Source organism: Paenibacillus sp. EC2-1 (genome assembly GCF_049311625.1).
GTDB lineage: Bacteria > Bacillota > Bacilli > Paenibacillales > Paenibacillaceae > Paenibacillus_AQ.
On the sequence record NZ_CP186006.1, the window covers coordinates 1384582 to 1410324 of the forward strand.

Annotated in this window: 23 protein-coding genes and 1 other annotated feature; all 23 genes read left to right on the forward strand. The window is 45.5% G+C overall.

Annotation, left to right across the window (positions count from 1 at the left end; translation table 11 throughout):
* The first annotated feature begins 158 nt into the window (after positions 1-158).
* Entirely contained in the window at positions 159-1565 is a 1407-nt protein-coding gene (gene hemA, locus ACK8P5_RS06455) for a glutamyl-tRNA reductase (protein ID WP_422660149.1), read from the forward strand.
* Between the two features lie 18 nt (positions 1566-1583).
* Positions 1584-2408, forward strand: coding sequence for a cytochrome c biogenesis protein CcsA (ccsA, locus tag ACK8P5_RS06460; RefSeq protein WP_422660150.1), 825 nt, complete (start codon positions 1584-1586; stop codon positions 2406-2408).
* A gap of 4 nt (positions 2409-2412) precedes the next feature.
* The gene (locus tag ACK8P5_RS06465; RefSeq protein ID WP_422660151.1) at positions 2413-3060 is read left to right on the forward strand and encodes a precorrin-2 dehydrogenase/sirohydrochlorin ferrochelatase family protein; all 648 of its coding nucleotides are present in this window, start codon (positions 2413-2415) and stop codon (positions 3058-3060) included.
* Between the two features lie 2 nt (positions 3061-3062).
* Complete coding sequence (gene hemC, locus ACK8P5_RS06470) at positions 3063-4019, forward strand: hydroxymethylbilane synthase (RefSeq protein WP_422660152.1); 957 nt, start codon at positions 3063-3065, stop codon at positions 4017-4019.
* 4 nt (positions 4020-4023) lie between these two features.
* Positions 4024-5580, forward strand: coding sequence for a uroporphyrinogen-III C-methyltransferase (gene cobA / locus ACK8P5_RS06475; protein WP_422660153.1), 1557 nt, complete (start codon positions 4024-4026; stop codon positions 5578-5580).
* A gap of 83 nt (positions 5581-5663) precedes the next feature.
* The gene (gene hemB / locus ACK8P5_RS06480) at positions 5664-6665 is read left to right on the forward strand and encodes a porphobilinogen synthase (protein WP_422660154.1); all 1002 of its coding nucleotides are present in this window, start codon (positions 5664-5666) and stop codon (positions 6663-6665) included.
* A gap of 40 nt (positions 6666-6705) precedes the next feature.
* Positions 6706-8001, forward strand: a complete 1296-nt coding sequence (hemL, locus tag ACK8P5_RS06485; RefSeq protein WP_422660155.1) for a glutamate-1-semialdehyde 2,1-aminomutase — start codon at positions 6706-6708, stop codon at positions 7999-8001.
* Entirely contained in the window at positions 7998-8912 is a 915-nt protein-coding gene (locus ACK8P5_RS06490; RefSeq protein WP_422660156.1) for an RluA family pseudouridine synthase, read from the forward strand. The genes hemL and ACK8P5_RS06490 overlap by 4 nt, the downstream gene beginning before the upstream one ends.
* Before the next feature lie 179 nt (positions 8913-9091).
* Positions 9092-10492 carry a LysM peptidoglycan-binding domain-containing protein gene (locus tag ACK8P5_RS06495; RefSeq protein ID WP_422660157.1) on the forward strand — a complete coding sequence of 467 codons (1401 nt, stop codon included), beginning with the start codon at positions 9092-9094 and terminating at the stop codon, positions 10490-10492.
* Between the two features lie 197 nt (positions 10493-10689).
* Positions 10690-10974 (forward strand) — a binding site (T-box leader).
* Positions 10975-11078: 104 nt separating this feature from the next.
* Positions 11079-13745 (forward strand): valine--tRNA ligase, encoded by a 2667-nt coding sequence (locus ACK8P5_RS06500; RefSeq protein ID WP_422660158.1) that lies wholly within the window; start codon positions 11079-11081, stop codon positions 13743-13745.
* A gap of 38 nt (positions 13746-13783) precedes the next feature.
* A complete protein-coding gene (locus ACK8P5_RS06505) occupies positions 13784-15163 on the forward strand; it encodes a bifunctional folylpolyglutamate synthase/dihydrofolate synthase (protein ID WP_422660159.1) in 1380 nt (459 codons plus the stop codon).
* Positions 15164-15223: 60 nt separating this feature from the next.
* Entirely contained in the window at positions 15224-16555 is a 1332-nt protein-coding gene (gene murC, locus ACK8P5_RS06510) for a UDP-N-acetylmuramate--L-alanine ligase (RefSeq protein ID WP_422661395.1), read from the forward strand.
* Positions 16556-16717: 162 nt separating this feature from the next.
* On the forward strand, positions 16718-17947 hold the full coding sequence (locus ACK8P5_RS06515) for an SPOR domain-containing protein (RefSeq protein ID WP_422660160.1): 1230 nt from the start codon (positions 16718-16720) through the stop codon (positions 17945-17947).
* Positions 17948-18083: 136 nt separating this feature from the next.
* On the forward strand, positions 18084-18326 hold the full coding sequence (locus ACK8P5_RS06520) for a DUF4321 domain-containing protein (RefSeq protein WP_422660161.1): 243 nt from the start codon (positions 18084-18086) through the stop codon (positions 18324-18326).
* 20 nt (positions 18327-18346) lie between these two features.
* Positions 18347-18952: a Maf family protein gene (locus ACK8P5_RS06525; RefSeq protein WP_422660162.1), complete on the forward strand. Its 606-nt coding sequence runs from the start codon at positions 18347-18349 to the stop codon at positions 18950-18952.
* Between the two features lie 52 nt (positions 18953-19004).
* The gene (gene radC, locus ACK8P5_RS06530; protein ID WP_422660163.1) at positions 19005-19694 is read left to right on the forward strand and encodes a RadC family protein; all 690 of its coding nucleotides are present in this window, start codon (positions 19005-19007) and stop codon (positions 19692-19694) included.
* Between the two features lie 39 nt (positions 19695-19733).
* Entirely contained in the window at positions 19734-20765 is a 1032-nt protein-coding gene (locus ACK8P5_RS06535) for a rod shape-determining protein (RefSeq protein WP_422660164.1), read from the forward strand.
* 102 nt (positions 20766-20867) lie between these two features.
* Entirely contained in the window at positions 20868-21695 is an 828-nt protein-coding gene (gene mreC / locus ACK8P5_RS06540) for a rod shape-determining protein MreC (RefSeq protein WP_422660165.1), read from the forward strand.
* The gene (mreD, locus tag ACK8P5_RS06545; RefSeq protein WP_422660166.1) at positions 21692-22219 is read left to right on the forward strand and encodes a rod shape-determining protein MreD; all 528 of its coding nucleotides are present in this window, start codon (positions 21692-21694) and stop codon (positions 22217-22219) included. The genes mreC and mreD overlap by 4 nt, the downstream gene beginning before the upstream one ends.
* An 83-nt stretch (positions 22220-22302) precedes the next feature.
* Positions 22303-22965, forward strand: a complete 663-nt coding sequence (gene minC / locus ACK8P5_RS06550) for a septum site-determining protein MinC (RefSeq protein WP_422660167.1) — start codon at positions 22303-22305, stop codon at positions 22963-22965.
* 3 nt (positions 22966-22968) lie between these two features.
* Positions 22969-23763, forward strand: a complete 795-nt coding sequence (gene minD / locus ACK8P5_RS06555; RefSeq protein WP_422660168.1) for a septum site-determining protein MinD — start codon at positions 22969-22971, stop codon at positions 23761-23763.
* A gap of 152 nt (positions 23764-23915) precedes the next feature.
* Complete coding sequence (locus tag ACK8P5_RS06560) at positions 23916-24824, forward strand: peptidoglycan DD-metalloendopeptidase family protein (protein WP_422660169.1); 909 nt, start codon at positions 23916-23918, stop codon at positions 24822-24824.
* On the forward strand, positions 24817-25680 hold the full coding sequence (locus ACK8P5_RS06565) for a M50 family metallopeptidase (protein ID WP_422660170.1): 864 nt from the start codon (positions 24817-24819) through the stop codon (positions 25678-25680). Before ACK8P5_RS06560 ends, ACK8P5_RS06565 begins: the two co-directional genes overlap by 8 nt.
* Positions 25681-25743: the final 63 nt, after the last annotated feature.

Below are 25743 nucleotides of genomic sequence, written 5' to 3' on the forward strand. Positions count from 1 at the left end.
AGAACTGACCACTTCATAAACATTTCATAAAATAGACAAGGTTTTTCGACATACTATGATATAATTATCATGGTTAAAACAGTCGTTTATATTGTAATGAATTAGTGAATTATATGGATACAGAAAGCTTTAATAACCAATAGGCAGGTGAACAAGAAATGCACATCGTCGTTGTTGGGTTGAATTATCGCACGGCGCCTGTAGAAGTCAGAGAACGGTTTACGTTTGCGGAGCAAGATCTACCAGAGGCGTTGGAATTGTTGAAATCAACCAAGAGCGTATTGGAGGGCGTCATTGTCGCTACCTGCAACCGTACTGAGATTTACGTAGTTGTCGATCGACTCTCTATGTGCGGCTACTTTATCCGTGGTTTTATGGAGCAGTGGTTTAACATCAAGCGTGAAGAATTCACTCAGCATCTATATATATATGAAGATGAGCAGGCGATTTCCCATTTGTTCAAAGTAACCTGTGGTCTTGATTCCATGGTTATTGGGGAGACGCAGATTTTAGGACAGGTTCGTAATGCTTTTCTTGAATCACAAGAACAAAAGGCAACAGGTACTTGGTTCAATATGCTATTTAAGCAGGCTGTAACACTTGGCAAACGAGCTCATTCGGAGACTTCTATCGGAGAGAGTGCCGTTTCTGTCAGCTATGCTGCTGTTGAATTAGGAAAAAGAATATTCGGAACATTTAGTGACAAGAAAGTGCTTATACTCGGTGCTGGCAAAATGAGTGAACTCACCGTTAAGCACTTATATGCGAATGGTGCGGCTGAAGTTATTGTGGCTAACCGAACAATAGCCCGTGCCGAAGAGCTTGCTCGTAAGTTCAAGGGAACACCAAGTGGTATGCATGAAGCACTGGATCGATTGCACGAAGTCGATATTATTATTAGCTCTACTGGGGCGAATGAGTATGTACTTAACCCGTTGCTCGTGAAGAAAAGTATGAAGAAGCGGCCCTCACGTCCATTGTTTATGATCGATATTGCTGTACCACGTGATATTGACCCTGCAGTAGGAGAAGTATCGAATGTGTTCCTATATGATATTGATGATCTCGAAGGAATTGTGGAGAGCAATATGGAGATGCGGCGCGCGGAAGCAGCCAAGATTGAAGTGATGATCAAAGAGGAAATGGATGCCTTTCATCAGTGGTTAAAGACGTTAGGTGTTAGACCCGCTATTCGCGCGTTGCAGGATAAATCCAATACGATACATGAGGATACCCTTGAAAGTTTATTTAACAAGTTACCTGAACTGGATGAACGCCAGCGCAAGGTTATCCGTCGTCTCACCAAAAGTATCGTGAATCAGATGATGCATGATCCGATCAACCGGATCAAAGAAATGACTGGCGAAAAGCATGGCGGAGAAGCATTGGATTATTTCACACAAATCTTTGCTTTGGAGAACGTGATGGAAGAAAACGAACGAAGAGCAGATCGTAAAGCTCAGAATAACGTTAACCCAGCCGAGGTTGATTCTTTGGTGAAATTGGCGGATCAACCTGATGAGCAGAAACAGGCCCGTATTCCACTGGCCCCTGCAGTTTTTTAAGGTGGGTGAAGTTATTACATGTCGTTGAACCTAATTTATGATATTGGCATTTGTATCTATGCCCTGAGCCTACTGTTTTTTATCTCGGATTGTGTATCTCGCAATCGGGCAGCGAAGCGGATAGGCACAGGGCTTCTTGTTGTTGCTGCGTTGTTTCAAGGAGGAGCTATAGGATTACGAGTCGCGGAGACGAGAACGATCCCTGTGTTTACCTCTTTTGACTTCTTACTGATGTGTTCGTTCAGTGTTACGCTCACATCTCTAGTCGTCATATTTATGAAACGAACTGAATTTGCACCCTTGCTTATGAACACCATTGGCTTTTGTGTTATGTTCCTTAATCGATTCTGGATAACGACAGGATATAATACTTTGGAGAGCTGGCAGACTGTCCATGGCATGCTTATTCTGCATATTGCCCTTGCAAGTATTAGTTTTACTGCATTAACCGTTGGCGCGGTCTTTGCGGCCATGTATATGTTTCTACATCGTAAGCTAAAGCACAAGAAATGGAATGATATTGTTCGGAGATTGCCTAGTCTTGAAATTTTAGATAAGTACTCCTACATTGCATTGCTATTGGGAACGCCGGTTTTAATATTGTCATTAATAGTTGCTGTGTTATCGATTGCTACGGAAGGACGCTGGACTCTTTTGGCTGACTTAAAGGTGCTATCCACTACGGTTGCCCTTGGTGTTTATATCTATTATTTTGTGCGCCGACGTATTCAGAAGCAATCCGGTTATGATACAGCCATCTGGGCTATCATTGGTTTTGTATTTATCGTTGTGAACTTCCTATTAAACGCATGGTCTGGCTTTCACAGTTGGTCAGGAGTGTGATGAGATGAATTCATATGTTCCAGTTATGCTCAAATGCGAGGGACGGAACTGCTTGGTTATAGGTGGAGGGGCAGTTGCAGAGAGAAAGGTGGAGTCGCTCCTTGCTGCAGGTGCCTCGATTCATATTATTAGCCCTTCAATAAGTAGCAGACTTTATGATTTAGTTTTGTCTAAGATGATTCAATGGACGGCCAAGAATTATGAAGATGGAGACTTGAATTCTGCTTTTCTAGTTCATGCAGCTACGAATGATCCGAAAGTGAATGAGGCCGTCGCTTTGGAAGCCAATAGACTGGGGATTTTGGTCAATGTGGCCAGCAGCGGAGAATCAGGTACATTTATTAATCCTGCTGTCATTAGACGTGGAAGGTTGACTGTTGCAGTATCTACGTCAGGAGCAGGTCCCCTTGCAGTCAAAGAGATATGCAGTCATTTGGATGAGCAACTTGATGATGGGGTTGAGCCGTATCTGGATTTTTTATATACCATGCGTACGGCGGTCAAGGAACGAGTTCGCACCTCACCTGCTAGGCAAAAGCTTTTGCGAAAAATACATGAAATCGATATACTACAGGACATAAAGCAGGGGAGTTACATCCCGTGGAGTCCGGAACAGATCCAGCTATGGATTAGTCACAATCAGGAGGATTAAAAATGCGTACAATTGTGGTTGGTAGTAGACAAAGCGCACTTGCGCTTACTCAGACGGGGCAGGTTATTGATGATTTGAAGCGTTTGGCTCGTGATCATGGCATGGCGTTCAATTTTGAGGTTAAGAAGATTGTGACCAAGGGGGATCGCATCCTGGATGTTACCTTGTCTAAGGTTGGTGGCAAGGGATTGTTCGTTAAAGAGATAGAACAGGCGATGCTCGATGGTGAGATTGATATGGCTGTTCATAGTATGAAGGACATGCCTTCTGTTTTGCCTGAAGGTTTAACAACAGGGGCTATTCCTCGGCGGAAAGATCCTCGGGATTGTCTTATCTCTTTGGAATCTGACAGCTTGGATAGTCTGCCGCACGGGGCTAAAGTAGGGACTAGTAGTTTGCGTCGTTCCAGCCAATTGAAGGCATATCGCCCAGATCTGCAGATAGAATGGATTCGTGGAAATATTGACTCAAGACTTCGTAAATTAGAAAATGGTGAGTTTCAGGCGATCATTCTTGCAGCGGCTGGTCTTCAGCGTATGGGCTGGGAAGATCGAATAACCTCCTATTTATCGACTGAGGTTTGTCTACCTGCTGTGGGACAGGGAGCGCTCGGTATTGAATGCCGAGTAGAGGATGCAGAACTCTTGAAGTTATTATCCCTTTACAATGATGAGGATACATCACGCACGGTAGCTGCTGAGCGTAAATATTTGAGTGAACTGAATGGTGGATGTCAGGTGCCAATTGGGGCATATGCAGTACTGACCGAAGCACTTGCGGGTCATTCCATAGAAGGTCAGAGTATGATTCAACTAACCGGTATGGTGGGTTCACCAGACGGTGAAATTGTATTGAAAGAAAGTGCTCAAGGCACGGACCCCGAGGCTTTAGGTATAGAGGTTTCCGATAAACTAAAAGCCATGGGAGCGGAGCAGATTCTGGCACAAGTAAGGGGATGATCGGATGACGGGCAAGGTTTACTTGGTTGGAGCGGGCCCTGGTGACGCTCGGCTAATTACGATAAAGGGTAAGGAATGTATCGAAAAAGCAGACGCTATTGTATATGACCGTCTTGCATCTCCTCGTTTCCTTCAGTGGGTGAAGTCGGGGACTAAGAAGGTATATGTTGGTAAACTTCCAGACAGGCATACGATGAAGCAGGAGGAAATTAATCAGTTGCTTGTTGATCTTGCACTAGAAGGTAAGACAGTTGTCAGATTAAAGGGTGGAGACCCTACAATTTTTGGCAGAGTAGGGGAAGAAGCAGAGCTGCTATATAGAAATGGCATTGAGTTCGAGATTGTTCCAGGCATAACCTCCTCCATCAGTGTTCCTGCTTATGCGGGTATTCCAGTGACACATCGTGACCTTGCCTCTTCACTGTCGATCATTACAGGGCATGAGAGTCCAGATAAGCTGGATCGAATGATCCAATGGGATAAGGTGACCCACGCTACAGGTACACTCGTCTTTATGATGGGTGTGGCCAAAATAGGATATATCAGTCAGCAACTAATCGCACATGGACGATCACCACAAACCCCAGTCGCTCTTGTAAGATGGGGGACCCGTGCAGAGCAGGATACAATCGTCGGGACACTTGCTGATATTGAAGAAATTGTAAGAACGACAGGTTTTCAGGCTCCGGCTGTTATCGTCGTAGGCGATGTTGTTCGGCAGCGTGAACATTTGAAATGGGCAGAGAAGCTTCCGTTGTTCGGAAAGCGGATTCTTGTGACTAGAGCTCGAAGTCAGGCGAGTACACTTGTGAGTCGAATCGAGGAACTGGGCGGTGAACCTTACGAATTTCCGGTGATAGAGACTGTGAAGCCGACTTCGAAACAGATGGTTGATCAGCTTCATCAAGCGTTTGAGAGACTGAATCAATATGATTGGGTGTTCTTTACGAGTGTTAACGGAGTTGACTTCTTTTTCAGGCATTTAAATGAATTAGGCAAGGATATCCGGGCACTAGCGGGTGCAAGAATTGCAGCGGTTGGTCCCGCTACGGCAAGTGCACTGCGTGAACGAGGAATTGTTCCAGAGGTACTGAGGGAACGCTATCAAGCGGAAGGGCTCATTGAAGCATTTGGTTCAGAGATGAAGGCTGGTCAGCAAGTCTTACTTCCCAGAGGAGACCTTGGTCGGAGTTGGTTGCCTGAGGAATTGAACCGAATGGGGCTACAGGTAACAGATGTTAAGATTTATGAGACCATCTCTTGTGCTGAAGATGATCATGAACTGTGTAAGCTATTTGATGAGGGTGGAATCCATGCCGTTACCTTTACTAGCTCCTCGACAGTAACCAATCTCATTCGCGCGCTCGAACGAATGGGAGGGGATGCATTGCTCCAGCGCCTCCGTGAATGCACGATTGCTTGCATCGGGCCACTAACGGCAGATACGGCAAGAGAGGCTGGGCTGAATGTATCGCTTATGGCCCAAGAAGCGACAATTGAAAGTCTAATTGAAGTGTTATGTGAGTGGAATAAAGACGAACCACGTCGCCATAGAAAATGAGTTATAGCGGACATTATTTTATATTCATTACTTTTACAGCTAAAGTAGTTCAACATGATATCGTTTGACCTGGAGGGATAAACATGAGTTTTCCGATTGTACGTCATCGTCGTTTGCGCCAAAGTGCCAGTATTCGCAGTATGGTACGGGAGACTGTACTGAATGTTGAAGATCTGGTACAGCCGATTTTTGTAGCTTATGGAACAGGTATAAAGAATGAGATTTCATCCATGCCAGGTGTATATCACTTTTCTTTGGATACGCTTAAAGCCGAAGTGGATGAGATTGCTGCGCTTGGTATACCTGCAGTACTTCTCTTTGGTATTCCAGAAACGAAAGATAGTGTTGGATCATCTGGGTTCGCAGATGATGGAATCGTTCAAGAAGCAACACGTCTTATCAAGGCATGGTATCCAGATCTGTTAGTCATAGCTGATACTTGCTTATGTGAGTTTACGGATCATGGACATTGCGGGATGGTGCATACCTTTGAGCGGGACGGTCATGTTCATGGAGATGTCATGAATGACGAGTCGCTTGAACTGTTAGCGCGCACAGCCGTTTCTCAGGCAAGAGCAGGGGCAGATATTATTGCTCCATCGAATATGATGGATGGTTTCGTGCAGGCAATTCGCACCGCTTTAGATCAAGCTGGATATGAGCATATTCCGATTATGTCTTATTCGGTTAAGTATGCTTCTGCTTTCTACGGTCCATTTCGTGAAGCAGCTGACTCTGCTCCGCAATTCGGAGACCGTAAGACGTATCAAATGGACCCTGCCAATGTGCGAGAAGCACTTCGTGAAGCAGAAAGTGACGTGCTTGAGGGTGCTGATATGCTCATGGTTAAACCAGCGCTTGCTTATCTGGACGTTGTGAGATTGCTAAGAGATCAATTTGATTTGCCGTTAGTAGCTTATAACGTGAGCGGCGAATATTCGATGGTTAAAGCTGCTGCTCAGCAAGGCTGGATTAATGAACAGGCAATCGTAATGGAGATGCTGACAAGCATGAAGCGGGCTGGTGCAGATATTATCATTACGTATTTCTCTAAGGATGCAGCAAGCTGGATTCGTAATCGTTAATTAATAGTTTTGTCTTTTGGGACAGATAGGAGTGTCAACAATGAGCCAAGGTATTCGTAAGGAAGAAGCTTCACGTGTTGCCTTTGAAGAGGCAAAACAATATATTCCAGGCGGTGTTAATAGTCCGGTAAGGGCTTTTAAATCGGTAGGATTGACACCAATTTATATGGAGCGCGGTGAAGGAAGCCGCGTGTTTGATATCGATGGCAACAGCTTTCTCGACTATGTCGGATCCTGGGGACCGCTCATTATGGGTCATGCACATCCGGAGGTCGTTGAGGCATTACGGGACACGGCCACTAGAGGTACAAGCTTTGGAGCTCCAACTTTATTAGAGACAGAAATGGCCAAGCTGGTATGTGAGCGTGTACCATCCATCGAGATTGTTCGGATGGTGAACTCCGGAACGGAAGCAACGATGAGTGCAATTCGTCTTGCTCGAGGTTATACGGGGCGAAGCAAAATTATTAAATTCGAAGGCTCTTACCATGGGCATGCGGATAGTTTGCTGATCAAAGCGGGTTCTGGTATTGCTACACTTGGGTTGCCTGACAGTCCCGGTGTACCAGAAGCTGTAGCAACGAATACGATTGCGGTTCCATATAATGACCTAGAATCTGTACAGCTTGCATTTGAACGTTTTGGTAGCGAGATCGCTGCAGTTATTGTAGAGCCTGTAGCTGGAAATATGGGCGTTGTTCCTCCGCAAGATGGGTTCCTAGAAGGCCTTAGGAAAGTTACGACGGACCATGGAAGCCTACTTATTTTTGATGAGGTTATGACTGGCTTCCGTGTAGATCTGAACTGTGCACAAGGTCGATTTGGAGTTACACCGGATTTGACTTGCCTTGGCAAAGTAATCGGTGGAGGTCTTCCAGTCGGTGCTTACGGCGGTAAACGCGAGATTATGGATCAGATTGCCCCTGCGGGACCGATATATCAGGCTGGGACACTAAGTGGTAACCCACTGGCTATGGCGGCAGGCTATACAACACTGAAACTGCTGACTCCTGCAATCTACGATCAATTGGAACAGCGAGGGGCTCAGCTTCAAGCTGGACTAGAGCGAAATGCTCGAGAGTTCGGAATACCGCTCTCTATTAATCGTGTTGGGTCTATGGTGTGTCCATTCTTTACGGATCAGAAAGTCTTCAATTTTGAAACAGCGAAGACTAGCGACTTGGATTTATTCCGTCGTTATTTTGCAGCGATGATTCATGAGGGGATTAGTGTTCCTCCATCCCAGTTCGAAGGAATGTTCATCTCGGCTGCACATACGGAGGAAGACATTGAAGCGACAATTGAAGCGAACTACAATGCCTTCAAAAGTCTATGAGCTATCAAGGAAACTGGGTTCGCCGTGGTGAATGGTTGGAGATGACGCCCGGCAAGGTATTGACGAGTCAATCCGATCGAGAGGAAGCGACAATGAAGTGGCTTCTTGAACAGGTTGGTATGCCGGAGAAGCTACTTAGAAAGCTACAACACAGTGATGGTATTCAGTGGAGAGGTGATCGACTTCGTTTGGCATTATTTCCGCCACGAGAAGCGGGGTTTGAGCCGATGTGGAGCGATATTGAGATTTTGTATGAGGATGATTTCTGTCTTGTTGTGAACAAGCCTGCGGGTATGGCTGTCCATCCGGATGACCGTGGTAGTGAGATTACACTGAATCATGCTGTTGCAGCCTATTATGAAGCCTCCGGAGTGGAAGCGGCTGTTCGTCATATTCATCGACTCGATAAAGACACAACAGGACCAGTACTGTATGCCAAGAATGAATATGCTCAGCTCAAACTAGATGAAGCGATGCGCCAAAAAGAGATTGTTCGGATCTATGCAGCCTTGGTTCAAGGACGCGTGTCACCGGACCTTAAGGTTATTGATCTACCTATCGGTAAAGACAGGCATCATGGACAGCGCCGCAGAGTGTCATTAACCGGTCAGGCCGCCATTACACATATCCTTGAAGCTGAGGTATATAGGGAGTCCAGTTTGTTGTATCTGAGCTTGGAGACGGGAAGGACACATCAGATTCGCGTTCATTTGAGTCATATGGGACATGCAATACTCGGAGATTCGCTGTATGGGGGATATTCAGTTAGCTTTGGCCGACAGGCTCTGCACGGAGCGAAGCTTAGCTTTTCCCATCCGTTCACTGGTGAAGTCATTCAGGTCGTTGCACCTTGGCCAGAGGATCTTCTTCAGCTGAAGGAAGAACAGGCGAGTAAGCTTTTTCGGAAATAGAGACCGTTTTTAAACGGTCTTTTTTCTTTTTTAGAGAATTGAGCCTTCATTTTGTATATGATGCCTGTAAAAAAGTCATGCTCCCCCAATTTCGGCATATAGATAAGTTGAGTGACAAAAATGGGGCTCATGCCGCGGAATAGTCCGCGGATAGTATATGCCGAAAGGAGGACATTCCCGTGTTCGACCAGTCCTACGGATTACGGTTTGATATTTATGAACGCATTATTTTATCGGAAGATCTGCCGGGAATTGAAGAGCTGGAAGAGGTTGAATTAATTCCTCATATTCAGGTGATCAGTCAGGAGGAACAGGCGACTCTTCGCGGTCATCTGCTCTTAGCAGGTCTGTATAAAGGCGACAGCGAAGCGGGTGAGTCCGAACCATTGGAGCATTGGATACCAGTTGAAATTACGGTTCCTATGAACAGAGTATCTTCGCTGGATGAAATTGCCGTGGAAATTGAAAATTTTGATGTTGATTTGTTGTCTACCCGAAGTTTGAATATTACCGGTGTTCTCTCGTTGAAAGGTATTCAAGCTGCTGTTCAAGGAACGAATGATCTTTCTTGGAACGATGAAGAAATTACGGTGGTACATGCTCCTGAAACTTATCCTGAACAACCCTTTGGTTATGACGGGGGAAATCGACAGCAAGTGGATGATCCGGCAGCATATCCATCCTATCCAACCTATCCATTCGTTCAAGGTCAGGATGTGTATGCTCAAGAGCAGATTTCGGGTTCTGATGGAGATAAGTCAATTAACGAGCGGTATGAGGACTCCCAAACGGGGCAATATCAAGAGAGACCTGGTTCTGGGTTTCAGTCTGAATACGATAGCCATGCGGAGTTCGCTAAGTTAGAAAGTGCTGATAGCGCGCCAAGAGAGCAGTTACATAGAGAGCAGGAATCGGAGCTGTTTATAACCGCTCAACCTGTAGAACAACCTGTGTCAGATCCTGTAGCTGCGCCACAGCCACAAAGTATAACGGATTCAAACCCTAATGTCTGGAACTTTGAACGCGTTGAAAAAGCGGATATTAGTGGGTATCCAGGTATCGCGGAAGATCGAGTTGAAGACACTGAACAGCCTATTGCGCATGATGAGACAGGGGAGTTATCCGAAGAGAAACTGGATATTACCGGTGTTCAAGAAACGGCATTTATTTCAGAAGATACTTCAGATCAGGAGGAACCTCCTTCAAAGCCAGAACTTAAAGTTGCTTTCAGCACCAAGAACAGCACTGTAGACAGTACGTCAGGCGTTGGATTTTCATCTCTGTTGAGTTCAAGCCGAACAGTTCAGGAGCAGCAAGAGATTGCAGCGCGTGATGTAGAGGAACCGATCGCAGAATCAGCGGAGCAGCTTACAGTTGAGGATGTTCAGTGGAAGTCTCTATTTCTTGGAAGCAGACAGGAAGAGAAACCATTTCGTAAAGTTCGATTATGTATCGTACAGCGTGAAGAGACGATTGACGTAATTGCGGAGAGATATCAATTGAGTCCTAGGGAGTTATTACTTTATAACCGTATGTCAGAACAAAGCGTTGAAGAAGGCCAGGTTCTTTATATTCCTTGATTTTCTTGGAAAACGTTTGATAACGGAAATAAGCAGGTAGGTCGCTTAAGGGTTACCCTTGAGCGGCCTATTTGCTTTTTTTAGTGCTTTGTGGTGATATATTGACTATCCACCCAGAGCAAGTTATAGTTGACTATAGTCAACTTAAACATATTGGAATACAATATGGTAATACTGTATATAGCATTTGCAAATTACAAACAACTGTGAACGGGAAGAGTAGGAAGAAATGGCCTTCAGAGAGCGGAATTGCAGCGCTGAGAGATTCCGCAGGAACCAATCTTGCGAAAAGTCGCCCCGGAGTTGCTTGCTTGAACTTCAGCTCATGATAATCATGAACGAAGATAGAGCATGCCGGCTGCAGCCGTTACCTGTGTAAAGTGTCGCAACACTTGGAGTTGCCTGGATTAAAGGCATTCTAGAACGAAGTGGTGCGAAACAAAGGTGGTACCGCGAGAGAACAACAGTCTTTCGTCCTTTGAGGACGAAAGGCTTTTTTTGTTTCTAATGAAAAAGTTCCAAGTAGTGCAAGCGGCTAAAATTATTCTGTATGGCAATGCTGACTAAGTAACGGAGGTACGAGATTATGGAGCAAAAGGAAAATCAAACCTCGGCACAAATGCCGACCACTTATGATCCGAAGGCAGCAGAACAAAAATGGTATACCTATTGGAAAGAAGGCGGTTATTTTAAAGCGGGTCAGCGTCCGGACGCCGAGCCTTATACGATTGTAATACCACCGCCAAATGTTACCGGTATGCTTCATATTGGTCATGCGTTGGATTTCACACTGCAAGATATCCTCATTCGTGTTAAGCGGATGCAGGGCTATGATGCACTTTGGCTTCCAGGCTCAGACCATGCGGGAATTGCTACCCAAACCAAGGTTGAGCAGAAACTGCGTGAGCAGGGAATTACTCGTTATGATCTGGGGCGTGAGAAGTTCCTGGAGAAAGTATGGGAATGGAAAGAGCAGTACGCGAATACGATTCGAGATCAATGGTCCAAAATGGGGCTTTCCCTCGACTATTCCAGAGAGCGGTTCACCCTGGATGAGGGACTGTCTAAAGCGGTTCGTGAAGTGTTCGTGAAGTTTTATGACAAAGGCCTTATCTACCGCGGTAAACGTATTATTAACTGGGATCCTGCAGCACGTACTGCATTATCTGATATCGAGGTTGAATATAAGGAAGTTCAGGGTCATTTGTACCATCTGACCTATCCGTTGAAAGATGGTAGCGGCAGTATTACCGTTGCGACTACTCGTCCAGAAACGATGCTCGGCGATACAGCTGTAGCTGTTCACCCAGCGGATGAAAGATATAAGGATATGATTGGTAAAACATTAATCCTGCCTATTATCGGACGTGAAATTCCAGTCATTGCAGATGAATATGTTGAGAAGGATTTTGGTAGTGGCGCTGTGAAAATCACACCTGCTCATGACCCGAATGACTTTGAAATGGGGCTTCGCCATGACCTGCCTCAAATTACGGTTATGGATGAAACAGGTACAATGAACAATCATGCTGGTAAGTATGAAGGAATGGATCGCAGTGATTGCCGTAAGCAAATCGTAGCGGATCTGAAAGAGTCTGGTGTACTTATTAAAATTGAAGATCACGTTCATCAGGTAGGTCATAGTGAGCGTAGCGGTGCTGTTGTTGAGCCGTATCTGTCAACGCAGTGGTTCGTTAAAATGCAGCCTTTGGCAGAAAGAGCGATTGAAGCTCAAAAGTCAGGTGAAGGTGTTAATTTTGTACCTGAACGCTTTGAGAAAACATACCTTCAGTGGATTGAGAATGTACGTGACTGGTGTATTTCACGTCAGCTTTGGTGGGGGCATCGTATCCCAGCTTGGTATTGTGAAGACTGCGGTGAAGTTCATGTAGCCCATAATGATGTTGAAGCTTGCTCCAAATGCGGAAGCAAGAACATGAAGCAAGACGAGGATGTACTGGATACTTGGTTCAGTTCTGCACTATGGCCGTTTTCGACTTTGGGATGGCCCGAAGATACAGAGGATCTCAAACGTTATTATCCGACCAGCGTTCTAGTTACGGGTTATGACATCATCTACTTCTGGGTAGCTCGTATGATATTCACGGCACTTGAATTTACAGATGAGAAGCCATTTAAAGACGTTCTTATGCACGGGCTGGTTCGTGATGCTGATGGTAAGAAGATGTCAAAATCACTTGGCAACGGTGTAGATCCGCTGGATGTTATTGAGAAGTATGGTACCGATGCTATGCGCTATATGATTTCAACAAGCAGCACACCAGGTCAAGACCTTCGTTTCCGCTGGGAACGGGTAGAGCAAGCACGGAATTTTGCTAACAAAATTTGGAACGCATCTCGCTTTGCGCTAATGAACCTTGAAGGCTTCAAACATAGCGATATCGACATCAGTGGAGATTTAGGAACTGCAGATCGTTGGATTCTTCACCGTCTGAACGAAACTTCACGCGATATTACGCGTCTAATTGATGCCTATGAATTTGGCGAAACAGGTCGACTGCTCTATAATTTCATCTGGGATGACTTGTGTGATTGGTATATCGAGTTTGCCAAGCTGTCGCTTTATGGCGAGGATCAAGCTGCGAAGAAGAAGACTCAGTCCGTTCTTGCGTACGTTCTCGATCAGACGATGCGTTTGATTCATCCTTTCATGCCGTTCATTTCGGAAGAAATTTGGCAACACTTGCCGCATGAGGGTGAGACGGTTATGCTCTCCTCTTGGCCGACCTACGATGCTTCGTTGGAGAATAAAGATGCTGTGGCTGAAATGAATTTGCTGATGGACGTGATTCGTGCTGTTCGTAATATCCGTGCTGAAGTAAATGTGCCGATGAGTAAGAAAATAGAGCTGATGCTCAGTGCAGCTGATGAGAACGTACTGGGTATCGTTGAACGTAATGCAGACTATATTCGCCGCTTCTGTAACACTTCAGAGTACCAAGCGGGCCTTGGCCTTGAGGCACCTGATAAAGCGATGACAGCTATTGTAACGGGAGTAGAACTTTATCTCCCACTGGCTGGTTTAATCGATATTGAACAGGAGATTGCTCGTCTTGAAAAGGAAGTTCAGCACTTAACCAGTGAGGTAGAGCGTGTAGAGAAGAAGCTGAGCAATCAAGGCTTTGTTTCCAAAGCTCCGGCTAAAGTGATTGAAGAAGAGCGCGCGAAACAGGCTGATTACTCTGAGAAGCGCAATAAGGTAATCGCTCGGATTGAAGAGCTAAGAGGCTAAGGAGAAGCTATCTAAATATTGACCTGAAGGTGAGAAGCATGGGGAACCATAATGGGGCTGCTGTTGAGCTAGCCCCTCTACAAAGCTACGAGGAAGCGGTTGATTGGATCAACGGGCTGATTCCATTTGGGATTCGGCCAGGTCTGGAACGTATTGAGAAATTGCTTGAGCAGCTTGGCAATCCTGAGCGGAGACTGAAGTTCATTCATGTAGCAGGCACGAATGGGAAAGGATCAACATGTGCATTCTTGACTGAAGTTCTTTTGCAGAGCGGCTATTCTGTAGGGACGTTCACTTCTCCGTACATTACGAAATTCACGAATCGGTTTCGCTTTAACGGGGAAGACATTCCTGAAGAAACATTACTTAAGCTGACGAATAGGCTCTATCCGCTCGTTCGGGAGATGGCGGAAACAGAGCTTGGTTCTCCAACGATGTTTGAGGTTTCTACAGCACTTGCTATTTTATATTATGCTGTGGATAGTGTTCCTGATGTCGTCGTTTGGGAAACGGGACTCGGTGGAAGAATGGACGTAACGAATGTGGTTCATCCTGTTGTTTCCGTAATCACGAATATTGGTATGGATCATACGGATATTTTGGGAGAGACGATTCCCGAGATCGCTTTTGAAAAGGCCGGTATTATTAAGCGAGGTGTACCCGTAGTCAGTACGGTAACTCAGCCAGAAGCTATTCAGGTCTTGAAGGAAGCGGCTGAACGTAACCGTGCGACACTGTATCTCGCAGGAGAGCAATTCTCTTATGAGCGTACGGGAGGCAATGAGGAAGGCCAGACATTTCATTTCAATGGTCCTTTCCGCAGCTTGGATATTGGGATTACCTTACAGGGAGATCACCAATGTGCAAATGCAGCCTGTGCCATGATGAGTCTTGAAGTACTTCGTCACTATATGGCCTTTGTGATCGAAGATGATAATCTTAAGAATGGATTTCACTCTACGCAGTGGGCAGGAAGACTAGAGCAGGTGAGCTCATCTCCTCGTATTGTTTTAGATGGAGCCCATAACCCAGAGGGTGCTGAAACCTTGGCCCTCAGCCTTCCAAAAATTTATAAACACCGTAAGCTAAACTTAATGATGGGAATGCTCTCAAATAAGCATCATGAGACGTATTTGAAGCATATACTGCCTATAGTGGATACGCTTATCCTGACAGAACCGGATTTCCGGAGAAAAATGGACGCCAAGGCGTTAGGAGACATCGTAGAGCAGTTACGGGAGAAATACGCCAAACCATCGCTGCAAATCATCATAGAGCAAGACTGGAAAAACGCACTTGAAATGTTGAAATCACGGACGGAAGCGGAGGATCTTGGGGTGGTGTCTGGTACGTTGTATCTGATTGCCGACGTGCGTTCCAACCTCCTGGGCCTTTCCGATTCTGAAAAAGGTTGGTGATATCTGTTGAATACATCAGAATTAGAACATGTTCATTTTATTGGAATAGGCGGCTACGGCATGAGCGCCATTGCAAGAGTAATGTTGGAGATGGGATATAAAGTTACGGGATCAGACGTGGCATCCCAAGAATTAACAGAAAAGCTGGCTGCCAAAGGTGCCAAGATATATATTGGCCATACGGCAGAACAGGTTAATGGAGCAGATCTCGTTGTTTACTCAACGGCACTGTCAAGGGACAATGTAGAACGAGTAGCAGCTGAGGAGCAGAATATCCCAGTGCTACATCGTGCTCAGATGCTTGCGAGACTGCTGAATGAAGGCAAGGGAGTAGCTGTAGCCGGTGCGCACGGCAAAACAACAACCTCCTCAATGATTGCCCTCGTTATGGAAGAATGCGGTGTTGATCCGACCTTCATTATCGGCGGAGAGATTATGAATGTGGGTACGAATGCTAAGGCAGGACAAGGTGAATATGTCGTGGCCGAAGCGGATGAGAGTGATGGCTCATTCTTACAATACCATCCATGGCTTGGTGTGGTATTGAACATTGAGGCTGATCACTTGGAGAACTATAACGGTGACTTCAATGAATTGAAAGCAGCATATGTACAGTTCCTAAGCCAGATTCGAGAAGATGGTACAGCCGTTGTATGCGGCGACGATCCGAATATCCAGGCTATTTTGCCAGAACTAAATCGTGTAGAAGTCACCACTTATGGTATTCATTCAGACTGTGAGTATATGGCGACCGATTTAGTACTTGGTGACCGTCAAGTTTCCTTTACGATGTCTCATAAGGGGCAGGTACTAGGAGCCGTTGAACTTTCAGTTCCGGGTAAGCACAACGTATATAATGCGATGGCTACCGTGATAACTTGCATGAAAGCGGGCGTATCGTTTGAAGCGATCGTAAAAGCAATCTTTAAATTTAACGGTGCGAAACGTCGTTTCCAAGTGCTTGGTGAAGTTAATGATATTCTAGTGATTGATGACTATGCGCACCATCCGACTGAAATTGAAGCTACGATTAGCGCAGCGAAGGCAACAGGAAAACGAATTATTGCGATTTTCCAGCCACAGCGTTACTCGAGAACGTTCTTCCTGCTTGATGCATTTAGCCGTGCGTTTGAGGATGCCGATGAGGTCATCATCACAGATATATATTCACCGGCTGGTGAGAAGCAGATCGAAGGCGTGAGCTCCGCTAGATTGGTTGAGCTGATTATCGAGAACAGTAACGCTGGCGCTAGATACCTTTCTTCTAAAGAAGAGGTTCTTGCTGACCTTAAGGGACGTGTTCAGCCGGGCGATCTCGTTCTGACAATGGGAGCGGGAGATATCTGGAAGGTAGGGGCTACATTAGCTGAGTCTCTAAAAAAGAATAAATAATTACATGAAGTGAGCATATCTTTTAACCGATGCCCGCATGTCCACCTGCAAAGGACGGACATGTGGGCATCATTTGTATAAGTTGTCCTTATCCGCTCATAACTTTCCTGAATCTATCATATAGGTATTTATAGATGAGGAGATAAGTGAGGGGGTTAGGCAATGAGTAAAGCGCGTATGACGATAAGGTTCGACCATGAGACGTCTAGAGAACAAGATGAAGAACCTATTGAAATTACGGATAAGCACAACTTTACTGTATATGACAATCACAAGAGGAATTCACGCGTTCATGGTCGATTGGCTGAGGAAAGACGGCGTCTGGAGCAAGATAGAGATGATCGCCCGCACTTGGAGAGTCAATATGAAAGGCCTGCAATTCCTTACATAGAGAATGATATAGGGATTGAACAAGATCCCCCACTAATGAATGATTGGGAAATGGAACAACAGAACTATGTTCAGGATGTGTCCAGAGAGAACACTAGAATTCAGCCTCACTTATCAGAAGCCAGTTCCACGAATTATGACTATGGTTATTATCGTTCAAGAAAGCCAACATCAGCATGGAAGGTAGCAGGGTCCATAACAGGCGCAATTGTGACAGGAGTATTGTTCGGAGCGGTTGTGTTATCGATGTTTAACGATGGAGGCTCAGACCAAGCTCAAATCAATTCAGAGATTAGCAGTCAAGCTACCAACAATCAGCCATCGGGCAATGCCAGTGTGGATCAGACGTTGATCAATCAAGAGACAGCAGGATCGGCTTCTGTAGTCGTTGCCATACCCGAGCAAACCTTTTATATGCTGCAATATGGAGTGTTCAGTTCGGCCGAAAGGGCTGAACAGGCTAAGGGGGAGCTAACTCAAGCGGGTATTGCAGCTTTTGGAGATTCCTCTCCTGAAAATAGAGTATACGCCGGGGTATCACCAGATCGGGAGCAGGCCAAGCTGCTTAGTGGTCAGCTCAAAAGTGAAGGTGTTGAGCTTTACGTCAGGGAAGTTTCGTTGCCTGGAGCACAGTCTGCTGTTTTTGCAGGAGAAGCCGCCGCATTAGACATTTTCTTTGAAATGAGTGGTGAACTTACAGCGAAGCTAAGCTCGTTATCGGCTTCCCTTTTGGGGTTAGATAGTCCCGGGCCTGTGGATGCAGAGACCATGAATACTATTTCTGGGCTCCACCTCCAGTGGACAGAGGCTATAAAGCTTATGAACTCAGGTCTCAGCCCAGCGAATGGGAATAGTCTGACGTCTATGGAGCAGGAAATGAATGGAGCGATTACAGCTCTGACAGAATACAACAAGAATCGATCCAAGGGTCATTTATGGGAAATTCAAGCAGGAATGATGAACTATATTATGGGGCAGAGGAAGCTTGTGGAAAGCTTGTAGTCCGAAAGCCACAAAAGCCGCGGAAATCCGGCAGGTGAACTGGAAATAGTTCCCCCGTCCGGATTTCTGTTTGTATTGCTTGACGATTCACCGTATAATAATTAGGGTGTCAAAAAATGGCGAGGGAAGAGGACGGATGAAGAAAAACGCAGGAGTGCTTATCTTGTTTATACTGATGGGTTGGCTAACCGGAACTTGGATTGCTAAACTATTGCTACCTGTCAAAGCTCTTTCTTTTCTAACCACTTCGAAGATGTTAACGTGGTCGCCCGAAGCTAATTTGGACATTATTAACTATGACATTAACATTGAATTCAAACTTTGCCTGCTGGGTCTGATCGGAATGATTACAGCGGTTTGGCTGTATCGCAGGCTCTAACAACAAAGGAGACATCCCTCTTGAAAGAGAAGACATCGAGGCACATTATACTGGCGTCCACATCTCCGCGGCGTCAAGAACTGATAGCGAAGCTAGGATTGCCTTTTGATATTATTCCTAGTGATGCTAATGAAGACACCCCCTTCGGATGGGAACCGCGTAAGATTGTGGAGACCCTTGCACTGCGTAAAGCAGATACAGTATATCGAAATCTGGTGGAACCAGATGTAAATGCGATTATTGTAGGGAGTGACACGATTGTCGTTCTAGAGGGTAATATACTGGGCAAGCCGTCAGATGATGCGGATGCCGTAAGAATGCTATCATTACTTCAAGGTCGCGTCCATGAGGTTTATACAGGCGTTGCTTGTATAGATGTGTTAACAGGACAATGTATTGTTCGTTATCGGATGACCAAGGTGAATATGAAGCCATTAAATGATGATCAGATCATATCCTATGTACGGAGCGGTGAACCTAGAGGCAAAGCCGGCGCTTACGCCATTCAAGGCCTTGGTGCATCGATTGTTGAGAGCATAGAGGGGGACTACTTCAATGTCGTAGGTCTTCCGGTATCGTTACTTAGTGATATGCTTTCAGAGATGGGAATGCATGTATTATCTTAATTATCGTTTATGCCCGTATTTATGATTTAGATACAGGAAAAGAGGGGAATCTATGGAGTCGCAAGCATTCTTGCTGCGCGACATCCCCCATGAAGAACGACCAAGAGAGCGCATGATGTCTTATGGGGCGAGCGCCTTAAGTCATGCTGAGCTTCTTGCGATATTGCTTCGAACAGGAACACGTCAAGAATCTGCTATCCATGTAGCACAGCGGATATTGAAGCAGGTTGGAAGCATTCGTCAGCTTGTAGATCTCAGCATTGAAGAGTTAACACAGATTAAAGGGATTGGCCCTGCTAAAGCTGTACAGTTGAAAGCGGGAATTGAGCTTGGACGACGCCTTGTCAGTTCGAGACACATGGAGCCGGTGATCATACGTAGTCCGCATGATGCCGCGGAATTGCTAAGCGAACAGCTGCGCTATCTCCAGAAAGAGCATTTTGTTTGTCTTTTTTTAAATACCAAAAATCACGTCATAGCCCAAGAAACGCTTTCCATGGGAAGTCTTAACGCCTCCATTGTTCATCCCCGTGAGGTGTTCAGAGCCGCAATCAAATGCAGTAGTGCGTCTTTGGTTTGTGCGCACAACCACCCAAGCGGCGATCCTACACCAAGTCCTGAAGATATTTCTCTGACCTCTCGTTTGGTAGAGGCTGGCAATATAATTGGTATTGAGGTTTTGGATCATTTGATTATTGGAGATGGAGCGTTTGTAAGTTTGAAGGAACGGGGCCAGATGTAATATAATAGTTCAGATTGAGAAGGAAAGGGAGATTGCAGCATGTTAGGTAGTTTCACGAAAGATTTAGGAATTGATTTGGGGACAGCTAATACACTTGTCTATGTCCGTGGTAAAGGAATTGTCGTTAGAGAGCCTTCGGTGGTAGCTCTGCGTACTGATACGAAAACAATTGAGGCTGTTGGTGAATCCGCCAAAAAAATGATCGGGCGTACTCCAGGTAATATTCGTGCGATTCGTCCGATGAAAGACGGCGTTATCGCTGATTTTGATACGACAGCAACCATGATTAAGTACTTTATACGTCAAGCACAGAAGCAGCGTTCCATATTCCCGCGTCATCCCAACGTGATGGTGTGTGTACCTTCGGGTATTACGGCGGTTGAACAACGTGCGGTTGAAGATGCGACGAAGCAAGCAGGTGCTCGCGAGGCGTATACCATTGAAGAGCCGTTTGCAGCAGCGATCGGTGCAGACCTTCCAGTATGGGAGCCAACAGGAAGTATGGTAGTTGATATCGGTGGAGGTACGACGGAGGTAGCGGTGATTTCCCTCGGAGGTATCGTTACAAGCCGTTCCGTACGTGTTGCAGGTGATGAGATGGATGATTCCATTATTTCCTATGTCAAGCGCCAGTACAACTTGATGATCGGGGAACGTACATCGGAGCAATTGAAGATGGAAGTTGGATCAGCGATGCCGCTGGAATCGGTTGAGACAATGGAAATCCGTGGTCGTGACTTGGTAACAGGATTGCCAAAGACAATTACGATTACTTCTGATGAAATTAGTGAAGCATTGGCGGATACGATTAATGCGATTGTTGATGCAGTGAAAGTAACCCTCGAAAAATGCCCGCCAGAGCTAGCTGCGGACATTATGGATCGCGGTATTGTATTGACTGGTGGCGGAGCCTTGCTGCGTAATCTAGATAAGCTGCTTGCTGAAGAGACAGGCATGCCTGTCATTGTCGCTGAGAATCCGCTTGACTGTGTAGCCATTGGTACAGGTAAAGCGCTCGATAATATTCATATGTTTAAATCCCGCAACAATTCTACTTTCCGGAAGCGGTAGAATGGACAGGTGTGTCAACCCCTGGTATGTGGGAGAGAAAACAGTAACGTTAGAGGGTGTTGAAAACTGTTTAAACTGCTAGGTAACAAACGTTTATTTATTATGCTTATCGGGCTGGTTACGTTTATTATACTCATGGGCTTTACGCTTGGTCCGAGAGTAGGTTTAACTTGGCCCGAGAAGTTTGTTAGAGATACTGTAGGTTTTGTGCAAGGTGTGTTCTACAAGCCCGCTTCTTACATAGCGGGCTTCTTTGAAGATGTGGGCGAGATGAAAGAAGTATTTGAAGAGAACGAACGCCTGAAGAAGGCAGTGGCGCTATATGCACGCGAAAGTGCAGAGTACAATATGATCAAGAACGATAATAAGAGATTGATGGATGATCTTAAATTTACGGAAGAACAAAAGAAAAGGTACGACTATGACTACCGTCCGGCTAACGTATTGAGTGTGAATCAGGATCCGAACAACCATACGTTGGTCATTGATCTGGGAGCACAAGACGGCGTTCGGATGAACATGTCTGTTACCTCTGTTGATGGCATGGTCGGCGTTGTTAGCCAAGTAGGTAACTTCACTTCCACAGTGAAGCTGCTGACGACGCTGGATCCACAAGACTCGAAGCGTCAGCAGATCGCAGCTACCGTTTCCGATAAGGATACTTTTGGCATCATTGAAAGCTACGATAAGAAGACAAAAATGCTAAAAATGACACGAATCCCAGAGGACGATCCGATTAAAGAAAAAGATCTAATTGTTTCCTCCGGTAACGGTGGTGTCATTCCTCGTGGCATGATTATCGGTACAGTTGAGAAAGTAGAGACTGGCGAGTTCGGTCTGACACGAACAGCTACGATTAAACCTGCGGCAAGCTTTCAAGATTGGAAGACACTTCTTGTGGTATTCACGCCTGAGGAGCCGAAGGGATGAAGCGTAAACAGGTATTAATACTACTGTTGTTTCTCTTGTTTATCCTTCAAGGGACTATTGGCTTCTGGTTAACCCCAAGTTCATGGCAGGATAAAGTCTCGCCGAATTTCATGTTTATTGCCATTCTCTTCGCGACGATGTATCATCACCGACACACGGGGCTTATACTCGGACTTGTGTTTGGAATGCTTCATGACGTAGTCTATTACGGTGAAATGATCGGTACTTACTCCTTCGCTATGGGGGTGTCGGCTTACGTTATGGGGCTTTTGTTTAAGACGCCGCGCGCTCCATTGCCAGTCATGATGACAGTGGTTATACTAGGCAGCTTACTACTGGATAGCATGGTGTTTGGAGTATATAAGTTATTTGGAGTTAATCCAGATTCCTATAATTGGGCTCTGCTGAATTATATGCTTCCCAATCTTCTGATTCATTTTGCTTTTGCCTTGATTATTTATGTGCCTCTTCGGAAGCAGTTTGAGTTACTTGCTAAGGCTCCGAAGAGAAGCAAGGCTTCCTGACCCGTCAAACTGACATTTTACAAAGACTAGCAGGAACTTGAAGGTCCGAGCGCGAAATGTATGAAGATGGGAGGGACAGGCTTATGGCTGTAAAATCCAATCATGTTACGATTAAGGGCATCAAAGATGGCCTGGTATTCCTGCTTGATGATCAATGTGAACTAGAAGAACTGCTCAGTGAGCTGCGTTATAAACTTGAGCATAGCCACCAGAATATTTTGACCGGACCTATCATTCATGTGGATGTGAAGATGGGGTCCAGAAGGATCTCAGAAGAACAGAAACAGTCTATTCTTGACATATTGAAGCAGAAGGGCAACTTGCTGATTCGTACAGTGGAATCTCCACCTCTAGAGCCGGAGAATGAGCCGGTGACAGGACCCGTAGTTAAAACCGGGATGGTTCGTTCTGGACAGGTTCTGCATCATACTGGAGATATAATCTTCCTTGGTGATGTGAATCCTGGCGGTACGATTATAGCGACCGGAGACATATATATTCTGGGTGCCCTTCGGGGAACAGCACATGCAGGTGTGGATGGCAATGAGGATGCCATTATAGCAGCCTCCTATTTAGCTCCCACACAGCTTCGTATTTCTGATATGATCAGCAGACCTCCGGATGAATGGGAGACACGGGAAACGGTCATGGAATTTGCATATTTACAGAATGGTAGTATGCAGATTGACAAGATCAGTAACATCGTCCGATTGGGCCGGGATTTTAATGTGTTTAAAGGGGTGTAGAATATGGGAGAGGCAATCGTCATAACATCAGGCAAAGGCGGAGTCGGAAAAACGACTACCTCGGCAAACATCGGCACGGCTCTGGCACTGCTAGGCAAAAAAGTGTGTTTGGTGGATACCGATATCGGTCTTCGGAATCTCGACGTGGTCATGGGTTTGGAAAACCGTATCATTTATGACCTCGTCGACGTTGCAGAAGGGCGCTGCCGTCTCAATCAGGCGCTTATCAAGGATAAACGCTTTGACGAGCTTTATATGCTGCCTGCAGCCCAAACTAAGGACAAGCATGCGATTTCACCTGAACAGGTGAAAGATATTGTTCTGGAACTGAAGAAGGAATATGAATACATTATTATCGATTGTCCGGCAGGAATTGAGCAAGGCTTTAAGAATGCTATTGCGGGGGCGGATAAGGCTATTGTCGTAACAACTCCGGAAAATGCTGCAGTACGCGATGCAGATCGTATAATCGGACTACTGGAAAGCTCTCACGTTGAATCTCCGAAGCTCGTTGTTAATCGGATTCGTCCGAATATGGTGAAGTCAGGAGATATGCTTGAAATCGAAGATGTATTGCAAGTGCTGAACATCGATCTGATCGGAATCGTGCCAGATGATGAGATGGTCATCAAGGCAGCTAATCTTGGAGAACCGACGGTGATGAATCCAGATTCCCCAGCAGCTATTGCTTACCGTAATATCGCTCGGCGGATTCTAGGGGATACGGTTCCTCTGATGCAGATTCATCAGAAAAAAGGAATGTTCACACGATTCAAGAAATTTTTCGGTATGGGATAATATCATATTTAGCACTTATTTTGAGCCGATGCAGGATGCTGCATCGGCTTTTTATTTGTGCAGACCGCAGATCCTCTAACAGAGGGCTTGTTCTAAATATCTTTGATGTCCACATAGGATAGATTAAAACAAGCCCCAAGGGGGAGAACAATGTGGATATTAAAAATTCAGTAAAACTTCGAAGAGAGGCGCGAATCCGGGAGCTCCTAAGCGACAATGATAGTGAAGTAACGCGAGATTCAAACGATCAGCGTTCCCTTCCTGCTCTTTCCGCAATACATATACCTGAAGTTCGGCAGAGTAATGGAATCCAGCATCACAGTCTGAGTAGTGCGGGTAGTGCAGAGGAGATGGAGCGCGATCCCGAAAAGTTATGGAAGCAAGGTCATCGAGGGTGGTATGACCATACAACAGAGCCGGTGATGCCGCCTCGTAAATACTCTTTTGTAGCAGGATTACTGCGCCGCCTAACGGCTAGTGTGCTCATATTCGGTGTGATTTGGGGCATCTTCTCGATCCATGAACCCTGGGCTATTCGAACGCAAGGTTACATCATTCAAGGATTAAACCAAGAAATGAATTTTCAGGCTGCGCAAGCATGGTACGAAGAGTATTTCGGAGGAACTCCATCGTTTATTCCTATTTTTGGTCAAGATGAACAAGATACAACAAAAGTCAATGCAAGAACCTCCTTAATCCCCCCGCTTCAAGGGAATTTAGTCCAGACTTTTGCTGTTGACTTCAAAGGGGTACTGATTGCACCTCAAGGGGATTCACTCTCTATCCATGAGGTTAAAAGCGTAGAAGCAGGTAGAGTGCTTGAAGTTAAAGAACAGGCTGACTCTAGTATCTCAGTTCTGATTCAACATACAGGAACAAGAACAGCCAGTTATAGCCGTTTATCTACAACGACCTTGAAAGTGAATGATTGGGTTGAAGGTGGAGATGTCATAGGTACGCTCCCTTCTGTACAGTCCGATGGAGAGCAGTCTGCTTTATATTTTATGTTAAAAGACGGAGAACGAAGTGTTGACCCTACGGATGTGATTTCATTTGATTAGAATTCGGGGGACGACCCTGTCTCTTCATCCTCTTTTTGTGATTGTCATGTTGGCTTCTGTTATAACCGGACGATTCTTTGAATTGCTTACTCTATTTGTGATCGTTTTTATACATGAACTTGGTCATGCTGGCGCTGCTTTAGCGATGGGGTTTAAAGTGCGGTCAATTCAGATGCTGCCGTTTGGCGGGGTTGCGGTGATTGAAGATGATAAACGAATGAATGCAGCACGCGAATTGATTATTGCTCTAGCAGGTCCTCTGCAAAACGGCATTATGATCGGAATTGCATTCATATGTCAGGCGGCCGGCTGGGGGGACGAATCTTTTTTGAATTATGTAATCCAAGGAAACCTTATAATAGCCCTCTTCAATCTGTTACCTGTACTACCTCTGGATGGCGGAAAGGTTCTGCAAGCGTTAATCAGCTTACTCGTCCCCTATCATGCAACGCTGTTATGGACAGCTCGTGCAGGATTTATATGCAGCTTGTTTATGATCGGATATGGTCTTTCCCCGTTATTTACAGGTGAGGGAGTAAAGCTCAATCTGCTCATGATCGGCCTTTTTTTAGCCTATTCTAATTTTGAAGATCACCGAAATGTTCATTATCGTTTTTTGCGTTTTTTAGTGAATCGGAGCGGAATTGACGAGCATCAGCAGGAGGGTGTGGGAACAGCTCAACCGATTGTTGCAGATTCATCGAAACCTTTGGATGATATTATGCGTTTATTTAAGAGAGAGAAGTATCATTTGATCTATGTCATGAATCGCCAAGGAGGGCTTATGGCTGTCGTACCAGAGCAGCATGTCATCGCTTCTTACTTTGCGTCGAATAGACCACCTTGGTATGCCTAGCGGATAATCATGAAAGACCACTTTAGCAATTCATTTTTATATATTCCGTCTGCTGTGACTCAT

Bases quoted from the DNA above. Each gene is read 5' to 3' on its own strand.
- radC (WP_422660163.1), top strand. From the start codon at position 19,005: ATGGAGTCGCAAGCATTCTTGCTGCGCGACATCCCCCATGAAGAACGA.
- ACK8P5_RS06500 (WP_422660158.1), top strand. From the start codon at position 11,079: ATGGAGCAAAAGGAAAATCAAACCTCGGCACAAATGCCGACCACTTAT.
- hemL (WP_422660155.1), top strand. From the start codon at position 6,706: ATGAGCCAAGGTATTCGTAAGGAAGAAGCTTCACGTGTTGCCTTTGAA.
- cobA (WP_422660153.1), top strand. From the start codon at position 4,024: ATGACGGGCAAGGTTTACTTGGTTGGAGCGGGCCCTGGTGACGCTCGG.
- ACK8P5_RS06515 (WP_422660160.1), top strand. From the start codon at position 16,718: ATGAGTAAAGCGCGTATGACGATAAGGTTCGACCATGAGACGTCTAGA.
- murC (WP_422661395.1), top strand. From the start codon at position 15,224: ATGAGCGCCATTGCAAGAGTAATGTTGGAGATGGGATATAAAGTTACG.
- ACK8P5_RS06535 (WP_422660164.1), top strand. From the start codon at position 19,734: ATGTTAGGTAGTTTCACGAAAGATTTAGGAATTGATTTGGGGACAGCT.
- ACK8P5_RS06520 (WP_422660161.1), top strand. From the start codon at position 18,084: ATGAAGAAAAACGCAGGAGTGCTTATCTTGTTTATACTGATGGGTTGG.
- minC (WP_422660167.1), top strand. From the start codon at position 22,303: ATGGCTGTAAAATCCAATCATGTTACGATTAAGGGCATCAAAGATGGC.
- hemB (WP_422660154.1), top strand. From the start codon at position 5,664: ATGAGTTTTCCGATTGTACGTCATCGTCGTTTGCGCCAAAGTGCCAGT.
- ACK8P5_RS06490 (WP_422660156.1), top strand. From the start codon at position 7,998: ATGAGCTATCAAGGAAACTGGGTTCGCCGTGGTGAATGGTTGGAGATG.
- ccsA (WP_422660150.1), top strand. From the start codon at position 1,584: ATGTCGTTGAACCTAATTTATGATATTGGCATTTGTATCTATGCCCTG.
- minD (WP_422660168.1), top strand. From the start codon at position 22,969: ATGGGAGAGGCAATCGTCATAACATCAGGCAAAGGCGGAGTCGGAAAA.
- ACK8P5_RS06505 (WP_422660159.1), top strand. From the start codon at position 13,784: ATGGGGAACCATAATGGGGCTGCTGTTGAGCTAGCCCCTCTACAAAGC.
- mreC (WP_422660165.1), top strand. From the start codon at position 20,868: ATGCTTATCGGGCTGGTTACGTTTATTATACTCATGGGCTTTACGCTT.
- ACK8P5_RS06465 (WP_422660151.1), top strand. From the start codon at position 2,413: ATGAATTCATATGTTCCAGTTATGCTCAAATGCGAGGGACGGAACTGC.
- hemC (WP_422660152.1), top strand. From the start codon at position 3,063: ATGCGTACAATTGTGGTTGGTAGTAGACAAAGCGCACTTGCGCTTACT.
- hemA (WP_422660149.1), top strand. From the start codon at position 159: ATGCACATCGTCGTTGTTGGGTTGAATTATCGCACGGCGCCTGTAGAA.
- mreD (WP_422660166.1), top strand. From the start codon at position 21,692: ATGAAGCGTAAACAGGTATTAATACTACTGTTGTTTCTCTTGTTTATC.